Source organism: Kurthia populi (assembly GCF_042686175.1).
Classification (GTDB): Bacteria; Bacillota; Bacilli; order Bacillales_A; family Planococcaceae; genus Kurthia; species Kurthia populi.
This window is the reverse complement of record NZ_JBHUOR010000113.1, coordinates 1-22,495: the sequence shown is the minus strand read 5'-3', so window position 1 is coordinate 22,495 and position 22,495 is coordinate 1. Positions and strand designations below refer to the sequence as shown.

Annotated in this window: 23 protein-coding genes; 14 read left to right on the top strand and 9 right to left on the bottom strand. The window is 39.7% G+C overall.

Annotated elements, in window-relative coordinates; translation table 11 throughout:
• The first annotated feature begins 296 nt into the window (after window positions 1-296).
• From ACFSY7_RS12855 to ACFSY7_RS12820, 8 genes are all read left to right on the top strand, one after another.
• Window positions 297-710, top strand: coding sequence for a TipAS antibiotic-recognition domain-containing protein (locus ACFSY7_RS12855; protein ID WP_380148118.1), 414 nt, complete (start codon window positions 297-299; stop codon window positions 708-710).
• A gap of 59 nt (window positions 711-769) precedes the next feature.
• On the top strand, window positions 770-1,255 hold the full coding sequence (locus ACFSY7_RS12850) for a TraR/DksA C4-type zinc finger protein (protein ID WP_380148117.1): 486 nt from the start codon (window positions 770-772) through the stop codon (window positions 1,253-1,255).
• 94 nt (window positions 1,256-1,349) lie between these two features.
• A complete protein-coding gene (locus tag ACFSY7_RS12845; protein WP_380148116.1) occupies window positions 1,350-2,282 on the top strand; it encodes a dipeptidase in 933 nt (310 codons plus the stop codon).
• Between the two features lie 154 nt (window positions 2,283-2,436).
• Entirely contained in the window at window positions 2,437-3,822 is a 1,386-nt protein-coding gene (locus tag ACFSY7_RS12840; protein ID WP_380148115.1) for an isochorismate synthase, read from the top strand.
• Complete coding sequence (gene menD / locus ACFSY7_RS12835; protein WP_380148114.1) at window positions 3,815-5,542, top strand: 2-succinyl-5-enolpyruvyl-6-hydroxy-3-cyclohexene-1-carboxylic-acid synthase; 1,728 nt, start codon at window positions 3,815-3,817, stop codon at window positions 5,540-5,542. Before ACFSY7_RS12840 ends, menD begins: the two co-directional genes overlap by 8 nt.
• Window positions 5,530-6,345 (top strand): 2-succinyl-6-hydroxy-2,4-cyclohexadiene-1-carboxylate synthase, encoded by an 816-nt coding sequence (gene menH / locus ACFSY7_RS12830; protein WP_139992712.1) that lies wholly within the window; start codon window positions 5,530-5,532, stop codon window positions 6,343-6,345. The genes menD and menH overlap by 13 nt, the downstream gene beginning before the upstream one ends.
• A 20-nt stretch (window positions 6,346-6,365) precedes the next feature.
• The gene (gene menB, locus ACFSY7_RS12825) at window positions 6,366-7,184 is read left to right on the top strand and encodes a 1,4-dihydroxy-2-naphthoyl-CoA synthase (protein WP_126989040.1); all 819 of its coding nucleotides are present in this window, start codon (window positions 6,366-6,368) and stop codon (window positions 7,182-7,184) included.
• A 95-nt stretch (window positions 7,185-7,279) separates the two neighbouring features.
• Entirely contained in the window at window positions 7,280-8,716 is a 1,437-nt protein-coding gene (locus ACFSY7_RS12820; RefSeq protein WP_380148119.1) for an o-succinylbenzoate--CoA ligase, read from the top strand.
• Window positions 8,717-8,754: 38 nt separating this feature from the next.
• Here ACFSY7_RS12820 and ACFSY7_RS12815 read toward each other — a convergent pair whose 3' ends face one another.
• On the bottom strand, window positions 8,755-9,639 hold the full coding sequence (locus ACFSY7_RS12815; protein ID WP_233600491.1) for a LysR family transcriptional regulator: 885 nt from the start codon (window positions 9,637-9,639) through the stop codon (window positions 8,755-8,757).
• Between the two features lie 224 nt (window positions 9,640-9,863).
• Here ACFSY7_RS12815 and ACFSY7_RS12810 point away from each other — a divergent pair, with 224 nt between their 5' ends.
• Window positions 9,864-10,193, top strand: a complete 330-nt coding sequence (locus ACFSY7_RS12810) for a GlpM family protein (protein WP_126989037.1) — start codon at window positions 9,864-9,866, stop codon at window positions 10,191-10,193.
• A 150-nt stretch (window positions 10,194-10,343) separates the two neighbouring features.
• Here the strand turns inward: ACFSY7_RS12810 and ACFSY7_RS12805 are convergent, their stop codons facing one another.
• Together ACFSY7_RS12805 and ACFSY7_RS12800 are read right to left on the bottom strand one after the other, a co-directional pair.
• A complete protein-coding gene (locus ACFSY7_RS12805; RefSeq protein ID WP_380148113.1) occupies window positions 10,344-11,687 on the bottom strand; it encodes a GntP family permease in 1,344 nt (447 codons plus the stop codon).
• Between the two features lie 3 nt (window positions 11,688-11,690).
• Window positions 11,691-12,812, bottom strand: a complete 1,122-nt coding sequence (locus ACFSY7_RS12800; protein WP_380148112.1) for a glycerate kinase — start codon at window positions 12,810-12,812, stop codon at window positions 11,691-11,693.
• A gap of 126 nt (window positions 12,813-12,938) precedes the next feature.
• Here ACFSY7_RS12800 and ACFSY7_RS12795 point away from each other — a divergent pair, with 126 nt between their 5' ends.
• Window positions 12,939-14,012, top strand: a complete 1,074-nt coding sequence (locus ACFSY7_RS12795; protein ID WP_380148111.1) for a CdaR family transcriptional regulator — start codon at window positions 12,939-12,941, stop codon at window positions 14,010-14,012.
• Between the two features lie 33 nt (window positions 14,013-14,045).
• On the opposite strand, the gene glpK is transcribed toward ACFSY7_RS12795, so the two are convergent.
• From glpK to yidD, 6 genes are all read right to left on the bottom strand, one after another.
• Window positions 14,046-15,542 carry a glycerol kinase GlpK gene (gene glpK / locus ACFSY7_RS12790; protein ID WP_126989033.1) on the bottom strand — a complete coding sequence of 499 codons (1,497 nt, stop codon included), beginning with the start codon at window positions 15,540-15,542 and terminating at the stop codon, window positions 14,046-14,048.
• A gap of 22 nt (window positions 15,543-15,564) precedes the next feature.
• Window positions 15,565-16,368 (bottom strand): MIP/aquaporin family protein, encoded by an 804-nt coding sequence (locus ACFSY7_RS12785; protein ID WP_380148110.1) that lies wholly within the window; start codon window positions 16,366-16,368, stop codon window positions 15,565-15,567.
• 154 nt (window positions 16,369-16,522) lie between these two features.
• Window positions 16,523-17,080, bottom strand: a complete 558-nt coding sequence (locus ACFSY7_RS12780) for a glycerol-3-phosphate responsive antiterminator (RefSeq protein WP_126989031.1) — start codon at window positions 17,078-17,080, stop codon at window positions 16,523-16,525.
• Window positions 17,081-17,155: 75 nt separating this feature from the next.
• The gene (locus tag ACFSY7_RS12775) at window positions 17,156-18,799 is read right to left on the bottom strand and encodes a glycerol-3-phosphate dehydrogenase/oxidase (protein ID WP_139992700.1); all 1,644 of its coding nucleotides are present in this window, start codon (window positions 18,797-18,799) and stop codon (window positions 17,156-17,158) included.
• A 186-nt stretch (window positions 18,800-18,985) separates the two neighbouring features.
• Entirely contained in the window at window positions 18,986-19,936 is a 951-nt protein-coding gene (locus ACFSY7_RS12770; protein WP_380148109.1) for a metal ABC transporter solute-binding protein, Zn/Mn family, read from the bottom strand.
• Window positions 19,937-20,062: 126 nt separating this feature from the next.
• On the bottom strand, window positions 20,063-20,296 hold the full coding sequence (gene yidD / locus ACFSY7_RS12765) for a membrane protein insertion efficiency factor YidD (protein ID WP_126989028.1): 234 nt from the start codon (window positions 20,294-20,296) through the stop codon (window positions 20,063-20,065).
• A 118-nt stretch (window positions 20,297-20,414) separates the two neighbouring features.
• Here yidD and ACFSY7_RS12760 point away from each other — a divergent pair, with 118 nt between their 5' ends.
• The 4 genes from ACFSY7_RS12760 (at window position 20,415) to ACFSY7_RS12745 (ending at window position 22,385) form a co-directional block, all read left to right on the top strand.
• Complete coding sequence (locus ACFSY7_RS12760; RefSeq protein WP_126989027.1) at window positions 20,415-20,600, top strand: YjfB family protein; 186 nt, start codon at window positions 20,415-20,417, stop codon at window positions 20,598-20,600.
• Between the two features lie 101 nt (window positions 20,601-20,701).
• On the top strand, window positions 20,702-21,175 hold the full coding sequence (ytkD, locus tag ACFSY7_RS12755) for an RNA deprotection pyrophosphohydrolase (RefSeq protein WP_380148108.1): 474 nt from the start codon (window positions 20,702-20,704) through the stop codon (window positions 21,173-21,175).
• Window positions 21,153-21,935 (top strand): alpha/beta hydrolase family protein, encoded by a 783-nt coding sequence (locus ACFSY7_RS12750; protein WP_380148107.1) that lies wholly within the window; start codon window positions 21,153-21,155, stop codon window positions 21,933-21,935. Before ytkD ends, ACFSY7_RS12750 begins: the two co-directional genes overlap by 23 nt.
• 3 nt (window positions 21,936-21,938) lie before the next feature.
• Complete coding sequence (locus tag ACFSY7_RS12745; protein ID WP_380148106.1) at window positions 21,939-22,385, top strand: hypothetical protein; 447 nt, start codon at window positions 21,939-21,941, stop codon at window positions 22,383-22,385.
• The last annotated feature ends 110 nt before the right edge of the window (window positions 22,386-22,495 follow it).

Sequence of the window (22,495 nt, the reverse complement as noted above, 5' to 3'; positions counted from 1 at the left end):
TATGTACATACTATTCACCTCAAGTTCTAGTATGTTACATTTAATGGTAAATTTGTACATCTTTAAGTGATTTTATATGTACACGTTTAAATTAGCATTTATAACTACAAACCATCTTATTTTATAAAGAGTTCAATTTATCGCTAGAAGATATTGCAAGTCTACTCAAGGATGAGCAGCATTTTAAAGCGCTTCTAGAAAAGCAGCAACAACTTATTTCAGCGCAGCAACATCAACTAGCTTTATTACAGCGAAATATTCAACGGACACTACAAGAATTAAAGGGGGAGCAAATTATGACAGACAATGAACGTTTTGAAGGCTTTAAAAAAGCATTGATTGAAGAAAATGAACAACAATATGGACAGGAAATTCGTGCGAAATATGGTAATGAAGCCATTGATAATAGCAATGCTAAATTAATGAGTAAAACCGAAAAACAATACGAAGAAATGAAGCAGCTAGAACAGCGTCTTTTTGAACAACTAAAATTAGGTTTACAATCAGGTATGCAATCAAATGCTGCAAAAGAGGCAGCGCATTTACACAAGCAGTGGCTCATTCACAGTTGGAAGGACTATTCGCCACAAATGCATCAAGCATTAGCTGATATGTATATGGCTGATGAACGCTTTACGGCCTATTATGATCAGCATGGTGTAGGAATGACACAATTTTTACGCGATGCAATTTATACTTATATAAAGTAACTGATTAATGTCCTTTTGTTAAGGGAATAGTCTATTTAACAAAAGGAGGATGTTACAGTATGACCGATGAACAATTAAAAAGCTTAAAAGCGCAATTGGAACAAATGAAGGAGACGTTAATTCAGAAACAACAAAATACGCGTATAGTTGAGCCGGGTGAGGAAGTATTATCAAATCATCCTGCTGAAAACGCCTCTGATTTGACAGAGCAGACGATGGAATTGACATTAGAAGGCGAACGCGACGATGAATTAAGGCTCGTACAAGCGGCACTTAATCGCATTGAAAGAGGCACATATGGTAAATGTATAGTAGGAGGTGAGCCTATTCCTTTTGAACGGCTAGAGGCACTTCCGACAGCAGATACATGTGTGGCACATGCAGAGCAATTAACGGAGCAGCAAAAAAATCGTCCTGTTGAAGAAGAAGTGATTCGTATGAATGTAGATAAGCCAATGAAAGGCGTTCAAGGGCGCGAGGGTGGCGAAGATAGCTTAGATGAATTATTAGAAGAAGGCTCATCGGATTCACCATCAGACCAATAGCAATAAAGAAGAGAGGCTGAAATCGTGCCTCTCTTCTTTATTGTCTTTTTGCTATAATAAAAGGAACACTAATATAAAGAGAAGGTATTGGATTATGCGAATAATTGATTTACACTGTGATGTACTTTACCAACTATCATCACGTGAGCAACCAACAGATTTTCGAACAGATGAGACATTACAATGCGGCTTTGTTCATTTAAAAGAAGCACAGGCAAAGGCGCAAATTTTTGCGATTTTTATTGATGAAGTGATTCCGGAAAATGAGCGCTATATGGAAGCACTGCGCCAAATTGAATTATTTCAAGCACAAGTACTAACACAACCTGAAATGGTGCACATTACAGATTGGCAACAGCTTTCGACATTAGAAGAAGGGCAAATTGGTGCGATTTTAAGCTTAGAAGGCTGTGATGCAATTGGCGGCGATTTAAATAAATTAAAGATGCTTTTAAATGCAGGCATTAAATTAGTTGGACTAACTTGGAATTTTGAAAATGCAGTTGCATATGGTGCACAGGAAGACCCAACAAAAGGCTTAAAAGCATTTGGTAAAGAAGTAGTCACTTGTTTAAATGAACATGATATTATTATCGATGTCTCTCATTTGAATATGCAAAGTTTTTGGGACGTCTTACCACTTGCTAAGCATATTATTGCAAGTCACTCAAATGCCCGTACATTATGTGACCATGAGCGTAATTTAACTGATGAACAGGCAAAAGCACTTGTTGCACATGGCGGGCATATTCATTTAGTTTATAATCCACCATTTGTTGTTGAAGATGCAGAGGACAATGTTGAACTAGAAGATTTAGTGAAGCATTTTAGCTATTTAGCAGATCTTGTTGGTGCTGAGCATCTTGGATTAGGCTCTGATTTTGACGGCATTCACCATACAATTCAAAAATTACATCATTTAGGCGATACACAGCAGCTATTAGCAGCATTAGAGACAACTTTTACAAAGCAACAAATAGAAGGAATTGCTTACCAAAACTTCGAGCGATATGTACAAGCGTTTTAGCCCATTTAACAAGGTGCTCTAAACAGCGTCTTTTTTTGTGGATTAAGGGCTTATATGTGCCGAAATGTAGAGAAAGTTGTATGATAGATAAGGATAATTTAGTTTTACGAATAGGTTTTCGTACGAGAAAAATCTATTGACGGAGGGAATTTGTATGAATCAACAGTTGTCGATTACAAATGGCGACCATCATATCGAACAAACAGCGAAACTATCGTTTTACATGGATACGATGAAAATGGATAGTTTATCGCCACGTGCATTTTATGAAGCGGGCGTTACGAAGTTTCAAGGAAAACGATTCTTCTGGCAAAACCGCGAAAAAACATTTACGTTAGTCGGCCTTGGTCATGCGTATACCGTAACAAGCGATGACCATAAAAATCGCTATGCATTCGTTGAAGATGCATGGCAAAATTTAATGCAATATGCGGATTTGGATGCACATGAACAGCAACCGATTTTCTTTGGAAGCTATACATTTGACCCTGCAAAAACACCAGCGGAAGAATGGCAAGCCTTTCCTGAGACGTATTTCGCACTTGCAACACATCAATTAGTCATTCGTAACGAGCAAATCTTTATTAGTACATTTTATGTAAGTGAAGAGCCTATTACAGAAGAAAAAAAACAATCACTACGCAATGAACGCGATGAATTACTTCATAGCGCACAAGTGAATGGTCTTGCATCACATATAAAACCACAAATCACACAAACAATTGAACGTCATAAAGAAGAATACTTACAATCGATTGAAAATGTCACAGAACTTATTAAACAACAACAGGCAGATAAAGTTGTGATTGCGCGTTCGCTAGCGCTTGCATTTGATGGTGACATTACGTCTGAAATGATGCTTGCACAAATTACCGCAGAGCAACCAGAAAGCTACTTATTTATTTTTGAAAATGGGCAGGATTTCTTCTTCGGGGCTTCCCCAGAGCGCCTTGTCATGGTAAAAGACCATGATGCGTATTCGTCATGTGTAGCAGGCTCGATTAAGCGTGGTTCGACAAAAGAGCAAGATGATGCTTATGGTAGTGAGTTATTAAATGATGCGAAAAATTTACAGGAACATCAATATGTTGTGGATATGATTCGCCAATCATTTGATGAAAACTGTGCAAACTATACATTGCCAGAAGGTCCACAGCTATTAAAAATTCGTGATATTCAACATTTATTTACGCCAGTTGAAGGGCAATTAAAAGACGATGCGAGCATTTTACGTATGGTGAAAAACTTACACCCAACACCTGCTCTAGGTGGTGCACCACGAGGTCGTGCAATGGAAGTGATTCGTCAGTACGAACCAACGGACCGCGGTCTTTATGCAGCGCCAATTGGCTGGATGAATGCAGCAGGTGACGGTGAGTTTGCGGTAGCAATTCGTTCGGCACTTGTCCATGACAATCAAGCCTATCTCTATGCAGGTGGTGGTATTGTGGCGGATTCAAATCCTCAAAGTGAATATGAGGAAACATTAGTGAAATTCCGCCCAATGCTACGTGCTTTTGGAGGTACCTTACATGGTTAATAAACAACAGTTGAGTGATTATGTATACAATATTGTGGCGTCATTATATGCAGCGGGTGTGAAAAAAGTTGTCGTGAGTCCAGGTTCTCGGTCAACTCCACTTGCTTACGGGTTTGCATCTACAAAAGAGTTTGATATGTATCGACAAGTGGATGAACGTTCAGCGGCGTTTTTAGCGCTAGGTCTTGCAAAAGAAAGTGCTGAACCTGTCGTACTCGTTTGTACGTCTGGTACAGCTGCAGCAAATTATTTCCCAGCAATTGTTGAAGCATATTATGCACGTCTGCCATTAATCGTGTTAACAGCAGACCGTCCACATGAGCTACGTGAAGTAGGTGCACCGCAAGCAATCGCACAAGCAAGTCTTTATGGACATCATGTGAAATGGGCGTTGGATTTACCTATTCCAGATGATGCCCAGGTGACATTACCATTTGTGGAACGCCATATTGCGCGCGCCGTTGCTGTTGCCACACAAGCGCCATTTGGTCCGGTACAAGTGAATGTACCATTCCGCGAGCCATTATTAATTGAGTTTACGAAGCAACTGCCAGCACGTACCTTTACACAGCATTTTGGGGCTGAAGTACGTCCGGCAAAAGCGGCTTGTGTATTTTTAAAAGAAACGATACAAGCAACAAAACAGGGCTTTATTATCGCAGGTGAAATGGCACAAAATACGCATACACAAGCAATGTGGGATTTTGTGCGCCAAGCAAAATGGCCTGTGCTTGTTGAAAGCCTATCGCATATGCGCACGAATATTCCAGATGATTGTCTTCCATATGTTGTGGAACAATACGATGCGATCTTAAAAAATGATGCATTCCAAGCGCATATGCAGCCACAAACGGTGATTCGTTTTGGTGCACAACCCGTGTCGAAACCATTGATGCAATTTTTAACAGCCGTAAAGCCAGCGAATTATATTGTCATTGATGAAGACCCGAAATTCCGTGATTCACTGCATGTGGCAACACATCATATTGAAGCGGCGATTGGTCAATGGATCACCACCCTTGATGTGCAGGCGACGGCTGAGCAGCAGCACTATACGATACTTTGGCAACGTGCAAATACAATTGCGGCGCGTCATCGTACAGCTTATATTGCCGAACAATCCGATGAGGGCGCTATGGCTGGCGTTTTATTCAAGCATTTACCAGAGCATAGCGATTTAGTAGCGGGCAGTAGTATGCCAATTCGTGATGTTGATACATTTTTTGAAAAAACAACGCGCGATATTCGTATTTTCTGTAACCGTGGCACAAATGGTATCGATGGGGTCGTATCGACGGCATTTGGCCTCCAATATGCCTCAAAACGTGACACCTATTTATTAATCGGTGATTTATCATTTTTACATGATTCAAACGGATTGATTGCGAGTCGCTATCAACCGAGTGACTTGACGATTGTTGTAATGAATAATGACGGTGGAGGCATCTTCTCGTATTTAGCCCAATCTACTGTTGAGGAGCATTACGAGCAATTATTTGGTACACCAACGGCACTTGGCTTTGAGCATTTGGCTGCAATGTATGATGCAGAATATGCGAATGTAACGACGAAAGAAGCATTTGAAACGGTGCTAGAAACACCTAAAAACAAAGCCATCCGCATTATTGAAGTGATGACGGATCGCGCGGAAAATGTCGCAACACACCGCGCCTTATGGCAAGCAATCAATGAGGAGCTTGATACTTTATGGCAAGCGTAATAACAACTGTCGCGGGACTGGATATGCATTATGAAGTAGTTCATCCACGCGCAGAAAAAACACTCGTTTTATTACATGGCTTTACCGGAAGTACAAAAACATGGCAACATGTCATTGGTCAATTAGGCGATGATGTCCGCATTTTTGCCATTGATTTAATGGGGCATGGCTTAACAGCAAGCCCTAAGGCACTCGACCATTATACGATGGAAGCACAACTAGAGATGCTCGAGCAATTCTTTGCATCACGTAATCTATCAAGTTTTACATTGCTTGGCTATTCGATGGGGGGGCGCACGGCACTTGCCTATGCAGTAACACATCCAGAACGCATCGAGAAGTTAATTCTTGAAAGTGCTTCGCCAGGCCTTGAAGATAGCTTAGAGCGTGAAAAACGTCGTGGTCATGACAATTATTTAGCGGAGCGCATTTTAAACGAAGGTATGCGTGAATTTATTGATTACTGGCAAAGTATTCCGCTATTTCAATCTCAATCGCGCTTATCAGACGATATGAAAGCGGAAGTACGCGCTGAACGTTTAGCACAGCAGGAGCTTGGACTAGCTAATAGCTTACGCGGAATGGGCACAGGCTCACAAGCATCTTACTGGGATGCACTACCAGCATTCCCGCGTCCTGTAAGTTTGATTACAGGAGAGCTAGACCAAAAATTCTGCTTAAAAGCAATCGAGATGCAAAAACGTTTCCAAAATTGCTCGCACCATGTCGCAAATGGCTGTGGTCATGCAATTCATGTGGAAAATCCCGAACTTTTTGTTACAATAGTAGAGAAAGAATTTTAATTTACTAGGAGGACTTTTCAATGACTCGTGAATGGGTAACTGAACATGTCTACGAAGATATCAAATATGAATCTTACAACGGCATCGCAAAAATTACAATTAATCGTCCTGAAGTACGCAATGCATTCCGTCCAAAAACAACAGCGGAAATGATTGATGCATTTTCTCGCGCACGTGACGATTCAAAAATTGGCGTTATCATCTTAACAGGTGAAGGTGAAAAAGCATTCTGTTCTGGTGGTGACCAAAAAGTACGTGGTAACGGTGGTTACGTAGGTGACGATAATATTCCTCGTCTAAACGTACTTGATTTACAAACATTAATTCGTAAAACACCAAAACCAGTTATCGCAATGGTAGCAGGTTATGCAATCGGTGGCGGACACGTATTACACATCGTATGTGATTTAACAATCGCTGCTGACAACGCTCGTTTTGGCCAAACTGGTCCACGCGTTGGTTCATTCGATGGTGGTTACGGTGCAGGCTATTTAGCACGTATCGTAGGTCACAAAAAAGCGCGTGAAATTTGGTTCTTATGCCGTCAATACGACGCGCAAGAAGCACTTGATATGGGCTTAGTAAACACAGTCGTTCCTTACGAACAACTTGAAGATGAAACTGTAAAATGGTGTGAAGAAATTCTTACATTATCACCAATGGCACTTCGTATGCTTAAAGGTGCATTCAATGCAGATTCTGATGGCCTTGCAGGTATTCAACAACTTGCTGGTGACGCAACACTTCTATACTACACTTCTGATGAAGCTAAAGAAGGTCGCGATGCATTCAAAGAAAAACGTACACCAGACTTCGGTCAATTCCCACGTTTCCCATAATAGGGCGATGTCTATAAGGGCGGTATCATGCTACGGCGTGATGCCGTCTTTTTTGATACAATAAGGACATAACTTAATTAGGGAAGGTGAACGACGTGGTCCCAAACTGGATTACACAACGTGCGATGATGTCACCGCATCGCACAGCACTACGCTTTGAAGGTGAAGCGTGGACGTATGAACAATTAAATGAAATCTCCCAGCACTATGCACGTAAGCTTGCGACGCTTGGTATTGAACGAGGAAGTCGTATTGCCATTTATGCGCCGAGCACGCCATCTATTATTCATATGATGCTTGCGTGCATGCAGCTACAATGTGAGATGGTGTTATTAAATTTACGCCTATCGCCATATGAATTAGCCTATCAAATTGATGATGCGAATGTTGATGCGATTTTAACAGATGATACATTATGTGAAAAGCTACCAGAAACGACAGTAACCGTCTATCGTTTTTCAGCAATTGAATCAACAGCAGAAACAAGCCTTCAAATGGATGATACGTGGGATGAACAGGCCACGATGACAATTATGTATACATCGGGTACAACTGGATTTCCAAAAGGTGTCCGCCAAACAGTAGGCAATCATGTCGCCGTCGCGACAGCTTCTTTATATAATACAGGGTTACGAGATGATGATGCATGGCTTTGTACGATGCCGCTATTTCACATTAGTGGCTTTTCAATGCTCGTAAAATGCTTAGTACAAGGTGTGCGCCTCGATCTGTATCAAAAATTTGATGAAGCGGTCGTTGCGACAGAATTAATTAATGGGACGGTTACGCATATGTCGGCGGTTGCGGTGACATTAGAGCGCTTACTGACAGAGTTAGAAGCGCGCGATGCCGTTGTATCTCCCAAATTTCAAATGATTCTTGCAGGTGGTGGCCCAGTGCCTGAGAGCTATTTACTTCGAGGCTTTGAGCGCGGCATTCAAACGGCACAAACATATGGTATGACAGAAACTTCATCACAAGTTGCGACATTATCAAGTAAGGATGCTCTTCGAAAAATTGGTTCAGCAGGACAGCCGTTATTTTTCAATCACTTACGCATTGATGGTGCACAAAAGCCTGGAGATGTGGGTGAGATTTGTGTGAAAAGTGCGCAGGTAACACCCGGGTATATTGGCCATTTTGCCGAGCATCAGTCAACAACAGAGGGGTGGTTGCATACAGGAGATGTAGGATATCTGGATGACGAAGGGTATTTATATGTCGTAGATCGTCGTTCAGATTTAATTATTTCTGGTGGAGAAAATATTTATCCAGCAGAAATTGAAAATGTTCTAGCAGCACACCCAGCTATTAAAGAAGTTGGTGTTTGCGGCCTTGATTCGGATGAATGGGGGCAGGTGCCGGCAGCCTTTATCGTTGCAAAAAATGAGGCACAATGTGCAGAGTTAGAAGCGTATTGCAATGAACGACTAGCACATTATAAAGTACCAAAGTCCTTTCATATCGTCAAACAACTACCACGCAATGGCTCCAATAAGCTTATGCGTCGCTATTTAAAAGATTTATTATAAAGAAAAGGCTTGTTGCATCTTCGCAACAAGCCTTTTTATTAATTTTTTTGAATCCATTCTTGCAAGAATGGAATAAATGTACGAGAAGCAGGTGATAAACTTTTAATTTCTGTTTTAGAAGCAACACCAATTGTACGAACACACTCATCGCTAATTGGTCGGCATTCGATATCATCACGGTGATCTTGCACGAGTAATTCAGATAATAGCGTAATGCCTAAGCCACGTTTTACCATCGCAATAATCGCTTCATCACCACGGATTTGATACGTTACATTCGGATGAACACGAGCAGCCTTGAAAATGGCTTGAGCATCCTTATGCGTATCATCATATGGCATGATGCATAATTCTTTTTCAAAGGTATGAATGTCGATTTTTTCTAATTGTGTGAGCGGATGATCCTTCGGTAAAATGGCTAACATTCGGTCATCCTTTAATGGAAGGAATGGGTACGTATCTGTCGGTTGAATGGTACCAATCGCAAAATCAATACTACCTGCATCTAACCATTCATGAATTTCACGGGAATTTCCTTCGAATAATTGAATGGCAATCTTCGGATATTTTTCATGGAATAATTTCAATACTTCAGGCATCCAGTGGACACAAACAGATGCATACGCACCGATGCGCACCGTTCCAACATCTAATCCATGAATCGCATAAACGGCTTCGGATAAATGCTCATAGCGTACGACGATATCTTCCATAATCGGTAGGAGTTGTGAACCATTGTCCGTGGGTTGCACACCATTTTTACTACGAATTAATAATGCAAACCCATAATCTTCCTCTAAACTATGAATCATATGACTAATGCTTGGTTGTGTGTAGTCTAATGCTTCTGCAGCTCTTGTTAAGCTACCATATTTAACAGCGGCAATATACGCCTTTAATTTTAATATACTCAAAGAGTTCACCTTACTTATAAATTTTTTATATAGATGGCATTGAATAAATTCAATTTACTAATATTAAAATTATCACTACAATGAATAGGAATCAAGGGATATTTCTTGCATCATTCACCGAAATGTAAACATGTGGAACGATGTAGGAAATCAAAGAAGTAAAACAGCGCTTTAGTGCGAAAAAAATTTATGCATACGATAAAAAATATAAAGAGAAGTTAGGAGTAACCATTTTGGCAGGATATATCGTTCAATTTATTATTGGTGGTACGGTAATGTTATTAGCTGCGATGTTAAGTCAATCAAAGTATTTATTTTTATCTGGAATTATTACATTGCTACCGATTTTGACATTAATGAATTTAAATTTACAAGTACATAATATGACGGCAGAAAACTTTCATTTAACGCAGCGCAATGGCATTATCGGTGCCATTGGTATGATTATTTTAATGATGATTATTTATTATTGCTCAGGATTTATGAAGCCCGCCCAATCTGTACTCGTTGGCGTTGGCGTATATGTTGTCTTTATGGTTGTATCCAAAATGACGTTTGCTTAAATGAAAAAGCTTTGACATACGTGTAAAAACAATCGCTCCTATGAGCATAATAAAAACCGGAACCGCACTGTGGCGCGGTTCCGGTTTTTCGTTGTGAACGCTAAAAAAGAAAAATAATGTGTTTTGTCCCAGTCTCTTTTTTTATTTTAATTAAACAAGTAATAGCCACAATAACACGGAAATGATTAATGCAGTCAGACCTTGCAGTAATGTGGCAACCGTATGTGTTTTATACGCATCTTTTACATCCATACCGCTAAACTGTGTTACGACCCAGAAAAAGCTATCATTAACATGAGAAACGGTCATCGCACCAGCACCTAAAGCCATTACGACCAATGCAAGTGGTACAGCACCTTCAATTCCCATTGTAACGAGCATTGGCGCAACAAGGGAAGAAGTAATAACAAGTGAAGCGGTAGAAGAACCTTGTGCCGTTTTTAAAGCAGCAGCAATTAAGAATGGCACGAGTAAAAATAATGCGCCCGTTAATGAACTGAAATCCATATTTTGCAACGTATCAGAGATAGACGTATTTTTAATAACAGTACCGAATGCGCCACCAGCTCCTGTCACAAGAAGAATTGGTGCAGCATCTTTTAAACTGTCTGCAATCCAGTCATTTAATGTAGTTTCGTTCATTTCAGGTAGTAATAAAAAGGCTGCCGCGACACCACATAAGAGTGCAATTGTAGGAGAACCAAAAAATACAAGTAGCGTTGTTAGAGATGAATCCGCTGACATTGTCATCGTAGCAATTGAACCAATCGCAATTAAAGCAATCGGTAAAACAATCGGTAAAAATGATTTGAATGTAGAAGGCATTTTACCAAAAGATTTAATCACCTCTTCATAATCAAGTGCAGGCTCATTATCCGCTGGAACAACTACTTTTCTTCCTGCATAAACAGCCCATAAATAACCAACAAGGGTCACAGGGATGGCTACTAATAAACCAATTACAATAATCGTACCTAAATAATTGGTTGCGCCGATATTACCAGCGGCAGCAATCGGTCCAGGTGTTGGCGGTACAAGTGTATGTGTTGCAAACAAGCCAGTTGAAAGTGCGACTGCCATTGTGGCAAGTGGTACAGCTGCACGCTTCGCTAAAGATTTTTGTAAACTTGATAAAATAATATAGCCAGAATCGCAAAATACAGGAATGGATACAACATAACCGATAAGTGACATAGCTAGTTGTGGATGCTTTGGTCCGACAATACGCAATACGACTTCTGCCATACGATATGCTGCACCCGAGCGTTCTAAAATGGTCCCAATAATTGTCCCGGCCACAATAATAATCCCAATACTCGTCATCAAGCCGCCAAAGCCTTCATTAATATTTGTGACGACATCTGCTAATGGCATACCCGAGGCAATGCCAACGAATAAAGCGGCAATAATTAATCCTAAAAAAGGATGTAATTTAAATTTAGCTGATGAAATAACAATGAACAAAACCCCAATAATAATAATCGCAAAAATCATGCGTTATTCCCCCTTAAAAATCTCCATAATTTCACGTACTTTATTTGATAAATGCTCTACTGGATGATTCACTGACATCGTTGCTGTGACATCACCTTCTACAATCGCGTATATCTCAGAAAAATGCTGTGCCAATTCTTTCCGGTCCTCAATGATGGCAGATAATAAGATCGTTCGTACATCATGCTTCTTCGCACGTTTTAAAATCCCCATCGCTGCTTTACCTGCCAATGTTTGAATGTCGGATTTTCCTTCCCCCGTAATGACCATATCGGCATCGCTAATGATGTCATCAAAATGAATCGCATCAAGTACAACATCAATGCCAGATTGTAACGTAGCAGGGAAGAAAGCAAGGAATGCGCCACCTAATCCACCCGCAGCACCTGCGCCTGCCACTGTATGTAGTTTGATGCGGCCACTTGCAGCAATGACATCTGCAAAATGTGTTAAATTGGCATCTAATTGTTTGACCATTTCTTCTGTAGCGCCTTTTTGTGGCCCAAATACTGCGCTTGCACCATTTGGGCCGACAAATGGATTGTCCACATCACAGGCAATCGTAAAGTGACATTCTGCAATTCGTGTATCAAATGCACGGTCATCAATACTAGAAAGCAAATGTAAATCGCGTGGCACTGTAATTTCATGCTGCATGGCATCATAAAACTTCATACCAAGTGCTCGTAGCATGCCGAGTCCACCATCATTTGTAGCACTACCCCCAATGCCAATAATGAAGTCACGTGCTCCTTGGTCGAGCGCATGACGAATTAATTCACCCGTACCATAAGTGGTAGTTAATAAAGGATTTCGTTCATGTTGGTGGATGAGTGGTAAACCAGATACTTTTGCCATTTCAATCATATAGCGTTGTTCAAGACCTAAAACCCCATAATAGGTCTCGATATTTTGCTGTAATGGATTTTGTGCAGTTGTATGAATGAAGTGTCCATTTGTTGCTTTAACTAACGATTCCAGTGTACCTTCACCACCATCAGCAACCGGTAATGTGGTGACATTGAATGTTGGATGTACCTGTTTAATCGTTGAACAAATGGTTTCGGCAACCGTTTCAGCATCAAGTGAACCTTTAAATGAATCCGGACTCACAATAATTTTCATCATTAACCTCCTTAATTAAAACGCTTACATGTATTATAATGACATTAATGTGACAAAACATTATACATAGCGTCTAAATTTAATGCTATATAACAGCTATTATTTTATACATAGTGGAGTGATAACATGATTTCAAAGCAATTAGCGATTCATATTGTTGAACAGACGATGAATCGTTTACACCGTAATATTAATGTGATGCATACAGATGGATTTATTTTGGCATCAGGAGATAAACTACGTATTGATCATATTCATGAAGGGGCCAAATATGTGGCGCAAACAGGTGAAGTACTACGTATTACAGCGGAGAATGAACACTGCTTTGCCTACGCAAAAGAGGGAATTAACCTCCCTATTTTTTATAATGAAGAGGTCGTTTGTGTTGTTGGTATTACAGGTATCGTCGAAGAGTTAGAAGAAATTGCCACACTTGTTCAATTGACCACAGAGATGATGGTACATCAAGCTTTTTTAACAGAGCAAAGTGCATGGCATGAAAAAATGCATCAAGTAACGTTAGAACAACTTTTATCAGGGCAAGTAGAAGATGCGCAATTGTTAAAGCGTTTTGATAAATTACATATTCAAAAAAAAGCACCGTATGTCGTTGTTAAAATGTCAACGATTCAGAAGCAACTAGCTTATCAAACATTTATTCATTTTTTGGATGATGTATTACCAGACAATGTAGTTTATGGAGCACTTGAAAAAGAAGTGTATGTTTGTATTATGGTGGGCTACAACAAGGAAGCAGTGATGCATATATTGCGTCAAATTCAACCAACATTAAGTCGTTATTTTCAGCTTCGTATAGGCATTGGGCAAGAAGTTGAACAAATTGAAGAACTTCGCTATGCGGCAGATACTGCATCAATTGCTTTACAATACGGGGATCCTGCAACTATTTTTAATGTGTTTGATGACGTAGAGATTTATTCACTATTTAAAGCACCACAATCAAAAGAAATGCTTCGTTATACACAAAATACTATTGGAATGTTATCGCAAAAATTTCTTGAAACAATCGAAGCATTTTTAGCAAATGATTTACAATTGATTAAAACAGCCGAAGCTTTACAAATTCATCGGCATACACTTAGTTACCGTTTAGAAAAAATTAAAGAGCAAACGGGACTCGATCCAACTGTATTCCGCGATGCACTTTATTTTCAAATTGCTCTATGGTTTCGCGCATAAAAAAAGAGCGGCACATGGCCACCCTTAGATGAATTATTTAAATGCTTGTGCAGCGTGTACAGCTTTTTTCCAGCCGTCATATAATTTGTCGCGTTTATCAACAGCCATTGCTGGGGTGAATTGTTTGTTTAAGTTCCAGTATTTTGCAATGTCATCTGTTGAATTCCAGAAGCCAACTGCAAGACCCGCTAAGTATGCGGCGCCAAGAGCCGTCGTTTCATTAATTACAGGACGGTCAACTGGTACATTTAATAAGTCTGATTGGAACTGCATTAAGAAGTTATTTTCTACTGCGCCACCATCTACACGAAGTTTTGTTAATGGAATGCCTGAATCTGCTTCCATCGCGTCTAAAACATCCTTCGTTTGATAAGCGAGTGATTCAATTGTTGCGCGTACAAAATGCTCTTTTGATGTACCACGTGTTAAACCAAATACAGCGCCACGTACGTCAGAATCCCAGTATGGTGTGCCTAATCCTACAAAGGCAGGAACGACATAAACGCCCTCTGTTGAATCGACACGTGCTGCATACGCTTCTGAATCTTTTGCGTGTCGGAACATACGCAAGCCATCACGTAGCCATTGAATGGCAGAGCCCGCAACAAAAATACTACCTTCTAATGCATAAGTTACTTTGCCATCTAGACCCCAAGCAAGCGTTGTTAATAGGCCATTTGTTGATTTTACCGCTTTTTCACCCGTATTCATTAACATAAAGCAACCTGTACCATATGTGTTTTTCACCATACCTTCATCAAAGCAAGCTTGTCCAAATAAGGCAGCTTGTTGGTCACCAGCAGCACCAGCAATTGGTACATTTTGTCCGAAGAACTGTGCATCAGCTGTATGGCCATATACTTCAGAAGAAGGGCGGACATCTGGAAGCATGGAAGCGGGAACACCTAAGATATCGAGTAATTCTTGATCCCATGTCAAATCATAAATATTGTACATTAACGTACGAGAGGCATTTGAATAATCGGTAACGTGAACAGCACCATTTGTAAGTTTCCAAATGATCCATGTATCCATCGTACCGAATAATAAATCACCAGCTTCAGCTTTTTCACGAGCGCCTTCGACATTATCTAAAATCCATTTTACTTTTGTACCTGAGAAGTAGGCATCAATTAATAAACCTGTTTTATCACGGAATAACTCATTGTAACCGTTTTCTTTTAAATCATCACAAATATCTGCTGTTTGACGTGATTGCCAGACAATCGCATTGTATATTGGCTTCCCTGTATGTTTGTCCCATACAACCGTTGTCTCACGTTGGTTCGTAATACCGATACCAGCAATTTGTGTAGCAGAAACATGCTTATCTGATAATACAGTAGCAATACACGAAAGAACAGATGACCAAATTTCCTCTGCATTATGTTCTACCCAGCCAGATTGTGGGAAGTATTGCGGAAATTCTTGTTGATACGTATGGAAAATCGTTCCGTCATGATTAAATAAAATAGCACGAGAGCTTGTTGTTCCTTGATCAATTGCTAAAATGTATTTTTTTTCTGTCATTATAAATCCCTCCGAATATACGTTAGTCTTCGTCTTTTACGTTTTTAATGGTCATTTGTGCGCCGATGAAAATGGCTAACACAATAATGGCGAAAATCCAAAATGCGATTGAATTTTTTCCTTCAAAGATTTGTTGGAAAAATAGTGCACCGAATACACCACCAACAATTGGACCAACAATCGGTACCCATGCGTAAGACCAGCCTGAGTCGCGTTTTCCTGGAATCGGTAAAATCGCATGTGCAATACGCGGTCCTAAATCACGAGCAGGGTTAATCGCATAACCCGTTGGGCCACCAAGTGCCATCCCAATTACGACAATTAACATCCCAACTAAAAATGGATTTAAACCATCGACAATTTCATTTGTACCGAGCGCTAAAATGCCAAGTACAAGTGCGAATGTACCAATCATTTCAGCAATTAAATTAGATAGCGGGTGATTGATAGCTGGCATTGTTGCGAAGACACCAAGTTTTGCTTCTGGATCCGTTGTACCTTTCCAATGGGGCAAGTACATGAAGTATACTAAAATTGCACCTAAAATGGCACCAATAAGCTGTGCTAAAATGTACATTGGGACATCAGCCCACGGGAAGTTACCGATTGCTGCAAGACCAAGTGTTAGTGCCGGATTTAAATGTGCACCACTAATACCACCAACTGCATAAGCAGCCATGGCCACTGCTAGACCCCATGCAAATGTGATGACCATCCAGCCACCGCCAAGACCCTTAGATTTATGTAGAGATACACCTGCTACGACGCCGCCCCCAAATAAAATTAAGAGCATCGTGCCGACTAATTCGGCTGTGAATATTGACATAAAAGTTCCCCCTTTGTAATCGCCATGAAATAGAAAAAGGAGTTCACATTAAACAGACCGCAAATGTGCACGGCTATCTACATGTGAACTCCTAAACCTAATCACGTACGTATGAACTTAATTACATTTTAGAGAAAAAATGGTACATAGTCAACTATTTTACGAAAGTTTGCCATAATTCCTTGTTGGATGTTGTTACAGCAACAGCTCCAGCTGTAAGCGCTTCCTCTACATTTGCTTTTTCACGGATTAATCCACCCGTAATAACTGGGATTTTTGTATGCTGATGAATTTCAGAAATCATCGATGGAATAATGCCAGGAAGCAGTTCGATATAATCGGGCTTCGCTGTATCTATCATGGAATAGCTTTTTTCAAGTGCAATGGTATCAATTAAAAATACGCGTTGGATAGCGATAATGCCGCGTGCTTTTGCTTTGATTAGCATATTTGAACGCGTTGAGATAATGCCAGCAGGGCGTATATCATTACATAAAAAGTCGGCCGCAAAATTATCGGTTTTTAAACCATGAATTAAATCAGCATGAATAATTAATTTTTTATGATGTCGTTCTGCTTCTCGTTTGAGCGACAATAAATGACTAATATGAACTTCAAGTAGCACAATGTATTCAAATGGACTTTTAAGGACTTGATCAAATTGCTTGACTGTTCGTGCTGCCGGTATAATTTGTTGGTTATTAAAGTGCATAGGAAACCCTCTTTTCTATCTAGTAAAAAAGAGAACCACGCAATGACGTGATTCTCTCATTAGCTACTAGTTTTATTATAACGCAGTAGTGGCGCGAGTAATTTCTTTTGTTAAATCAGCTGTGAAACATTCGCGTTGTTCAACAGACCAGTTCAATAAAGAGGCCATTTCGTCTAAAATCGCGTCCTTATGAGCTTTGACGTCTGCGATATTAAAGAACATATTCGCTGTTCGACGAATCAGAAAATCATTTGGGTGCACGACCATTTCGTGATGAATGCCATATAAAAGTTGTGCATATAAGCCTTGTGGGATGGTTTCATGACGTTTTTGTGCATAGCTAAACACCATATCAACATTTGCACCATAATGATGGGCAAGATGACTTGCTTCTGCTGCTGATAAGCCAAGCTCCATACCTTTTTCAGTACGACGTGCGACGAAGGCTTCTAAATTTTGAGAGCCCCCAATATCGCCACCTGATACGTGAATATGTTTTGTAGAACATGGCTTAGAATCGATACCAAACTCTGCTTTTAATTCTTTCGCAATCGTATTTAATACTGTTTCAGCCATTTTACGATAACCTGTTAATTTACCACCAGCAATTGTCACAAGACCTGATTTTGATTCCCATACTTCATCTTTACGTGAAATTTCAGAAGGATTTTTACCGTCTTCATGTATTAGTGGGCGCACACCAGCCCAGCTTGATTCAATATCTGCATCTGTTACTTGAACAGTAGGGAACATATAGTGAATGGCTTTCATAATATAGTCGCGGTCCTCTTGCTTAATATCCATATCACGTGGGTCACCTTCATAAAATGTATCAGTCGTCCCTACATACGTTTTCCCATTACGCGGAATCGCAAACACCATACGGCCATCTGGTGTATCAAAATACACAGCTTGGTGAAGCGGGAATTTTGATTCGTCAAAAACAATATGCACACCTTTTGATAAAATTAAATGTTTACCAGCTTGTTTTCCTTCAATTGAGCGTACATCATCAACCCAAGGTCCTGCGGCATTAACGACTTTTTTTGCACGAATTGTAAAGCGTTTATTGCCAATTAAATCTTCTGCAATAATACCTGTAATACGTTTTGCATCATTGTATGTGAAGTTCACGGCTTTTGTATAGTTGTTTAGCACAGCTCCTCTTTGAATGGCTGCTTTCGCTACTTCGATTGTTAAGCGGGCATCATCCGTACGGTATTCAACATAGACACCGCCACCGCGAAGATCTTCTGTTTTCACTAATGGCTCCTTCGCTTGTGTTTCAGCTGCAGACAACATTGAACGACGTTCTGAGCGTTTAACGCCCGCTAGGAAATCATACGTGCGTAAGCCGACATTTGTTGATAATTTACCGAATGTCCCGCCTTTATGGAATGGTAAAAGCATCCAAACAGGAGTCGTTACATGTGGCCCATTTTCATAAACAACAGCACGTTCTTTTCCTAATTCTGCTACTTCTTTAAATTCAAATTGTTTTAAGTAGCGAAGACCGCCATGTACTAATTTTGTTGAACGGCTTGATGTACCTGCAGCGAAATCCTGCATTTCTACTAGCGCAACAGATAAACCACGTGAAATCGCATCTAATGCAATCCCGCATCCTGTAATTCCGCCACCAATCACGAGCAAATCATATTCTTTGTTTTGTAATTCCTCAATTGTTGCATAACGTTGTAATGATGAAGCTGTACTCATAACGTATTTCCTCCTTTTAGATACGAAAAAAGAGACCATTAAAAGCACATGCACAAATGCATATGTTTTTAATGGTCTCTCAATCGCTCAAACCTAATCTTAACTTGCCTTCATTGTAAAGGATAGTGTTTATAAATTCAAGTCAAAAGAAAAGAGAGCCTATACTTTCGTATGCTCTCTGGTTCATTATTTTGATAAGGCTGTTTTAAATGTTTCTAAATTATCTTCCATAATAGAGAAGTAATCGCGTTTCGCTGCAATGTCTTCTTTTGTTAAAACACTTAAATTATGTGCGGTCAAATCTTTAGCACCAATATCATTTTGAATAACAGCTGCTAATTTTGACGAAACATTTTGCTCAAATAAAATGTACTGAATATTATCTTTTTTCGCTTGTGCGACAATTTGTGTTAATTCTTTTTGTGATGGTTCATCTTGTGAGTTCAAACCAGCAACAGATACTTGTTTTAAGCCATATGTGCCAGCAATATAACCAAATGCAGCGTGTGATACGTAAAACTCTTTTGTCTCTGCATCTTTTGCCATTGTTTTATAATCATTATCTAATTGTTGTAGTTTTTTAACAAGTGCATCATAATTTTTTTCGTAATCTGCTTTATGCTTTGCATCTTTTTTTACAAGTTCATTTTTGATTGATAATGCTAAATCTTGGCTAATAACAGGTGATAGCCAAACATGGGGATCTACATCGCCGTGATGATGATCATCCTCTTCATGTTCATGTTCATGTGTTGCAGTACTAGCATGTAGCTTCTCTTCATCAATACCATGTGTTGTTTCAATCATTGATACATTTTCATTAGCTAATGTTTTTTTTGCATTGTCGACAAACCCTTCAAGACCTAAGCCGATATAAAAAAATAAATCGCTATCTGCTAATTTCATCATGTCTTGCTGTGTTGGTTCAAATGTATGTTCATTCGTTCCTGGTGGATAAATAGATGATACCTCAACATGTTCGCCACCGATTTGCTCTGCGAAATATTGTAGTGGATAGACGGTTGTATAAATCGCAACCTTATCCGATGAATTTGTAGATTTAGAACCGTCATTGCCACAAGCTGCTAAAAGGATAGCAGTTAGTGCTAAAACGATAAATGAAAGTATTTTTTTCATATTGTCACCCCGACCTATATAGTTTGAATTTTTAAATAGTAATAATTACGATTTGAATGTAATAACAAAAATAACTATATCGTATTGATTACGATTTGACAAGAGGAAAAGAAAAAACCATCGAAATTATTTCTTTTTCGATGGCCATTCAAGTGGTACGGGGTCATAGCCACCTTTACATAATGGCTGACAGCGTAAAATTCGTTTCATTGTTAAGTAACCACCTTTTATCGCACCAAAACGAGATACAGCTTCAATGCCATAATTTGAACAGGTTGGATGGAAGCGACAGCTTGGTGGGAATAAGGGAGAAATGATTTTCTGGTATAAGCGAAAGATCGCAACAAGTAGTTTTTTCATCGTCATTCTTCTTTCTAAATAGTTGTCCATGTTAGTATACCGAAAAGCCTTTAAAAAAGCATTGTGTACGATTGCTTTAAAAAGCCGATATAACATAAGAGTGAAGGGAGGGAGAAACATGGATGTAAGTTCAATTATGTCGATGCAGTTAATGGAGCTCCAACAAACCGTACAAATGAGTGTTATGCAAAAGGCAATGAATATGGAAACGTCAGCTGTTGCGCAAATGGTCGAACAAATGCCACAAATTGCTACACCATCACTTGACCCAAATGTTGGTCAAAATTTTGATGTGTCAATCTAAGCTAAATGTATAAAAAAACGGGTAAATGCGAAATAGGGCATTTACCCGTTTTTTTATTTGCGAAGTATTGATACACTGACAGTATGAAGGAGTGGTAATAGATGTTTTCCTATACCGATTTAAATGGTCATGGCGTAGACCTATCATTCAAAAAAGACGCATTTTCATTTGATCCAACACATGTACTTGTACTAGCGAAATTTGAAGGACGCTGGTTATTAACAAAGCATCCACAACGAGGTTATGAATTTCCAGGAGGTAAGCAAGAAGCAGGGGAGACATTAATTGAAGCGGCTATACGCGAAGTATATGAAGAAACAGGAGCACATATTAACGATGTGATGTGGCTTGCGACGTATGTAGTACAACAGAAAGCACCATTTGGTAAAGCCGTATATATTGCCAATGTAACGTCCTTAGATACGAACTATAAAAAGCATGAAACAGAAGGTGCTGTTTTAATGACAGATGAAGAATTATTAGGCTGTAAGCAATTAAGCTTTCATATGCGTGATGGGGGCATGAAAAAAATTCTTGAGAAGGTGAGCGAACTTGAGGATAAGTGGCACTATTGAATCCAGTAGAGACTATCCTTCGCCAAATCCTGGCATTCGACTGCGGGAAATTACATATTGGTCTGAAGGGATTCGTGTAAAAGGAATGCTTGCATGTCCAAACCAAGCAGGACAATATGATGGGATGCTGTATCTACGAGGTGGCATTCAGGGAGTTGGTATGGTACGTCCTGCACGTATCGCAGAATTTGCTGCACAAGGGTTAGTTGTATTTGCACCGTATTACCGAGGAAATCGAGGTGGGGAAGGACGCGATGAATTTGGCGGTGTTGACCGCTTTGATGCCGTGCATGGTGTAGAGGTTTTAAAGCAATTTTCAACGACACGCGTTCATGTATTCGCTTTTTCTCGAGGAGGCATCATGGCACTGTGGACAGCGATTTTACGACACGATATCACGTCAGTTGTTACCTGGGGTGGTGTTTCAGATATGACGCTCACCTATCAGGAACGTGTTGATATGCGTCGTATGCTAAAACGTGTTGTAGGTGGTACACCAACGAAGATGCCAGAAGCATATCATGCGCGTACACCGCTTTTTCGTGTCAATGAGATTAGCTGTCCAGTATTAATCATTCACGGAGCACAAGACGATAATGTACCGATTGTACATGCGAAGCGATTAGAAGCGGCATTAAAAGTAGCTCATAAATCATATGAAACATGGTATAAAGAGCAGTATACACATTATTTTCCGGTTGCAGCAAACCGTCAAGTAGTTGCGGATGCCTGTGATTGGATGAAACAACAGGAGGGATAACAGATGGGCTATGTGCATATTCAATTACCACCCGTTGACCGTACAAAAGATTTTGATACAAATTATTGGTATTGGCATCATTTGTGGTTATATTTCACCGATAAGTTTTCGTATGTCACAATCCAATGTTGGAATGAAGAAACAACAGCAATTGCTGAATTAAAAAACTATACGAATTTAATGCGTTCAGAAGGACTTGTAAAGGAGTTTAAAATTGATTTAAATGAACGTACACGTCAATTTTTTGCAGAAGAAGCAGCGCTTGATGGTAAATTAAAATGGTTTAATCTTTTCTTTCATGAAGTTGCGGGTAAAGAAGGCTTAGAGCTTCATGATTATGGTCGCGAAATATCTTTTAATCGATTAACACGCGGTGATGCAGAAGATATCGTTGAATTTTTTAATCAGTATCAAGCGGACGTGAAATTTATACCGGATGAGCAAGACTAACAAAGAAAAAGAGGCTGGGACAAAACCCTAGTCAATAAGAAAAGACATTCACGATTTTATTCAAATCATGAATGTCTTTTTTATCTGCTTGTCAGCCGTTGTTCATCGTT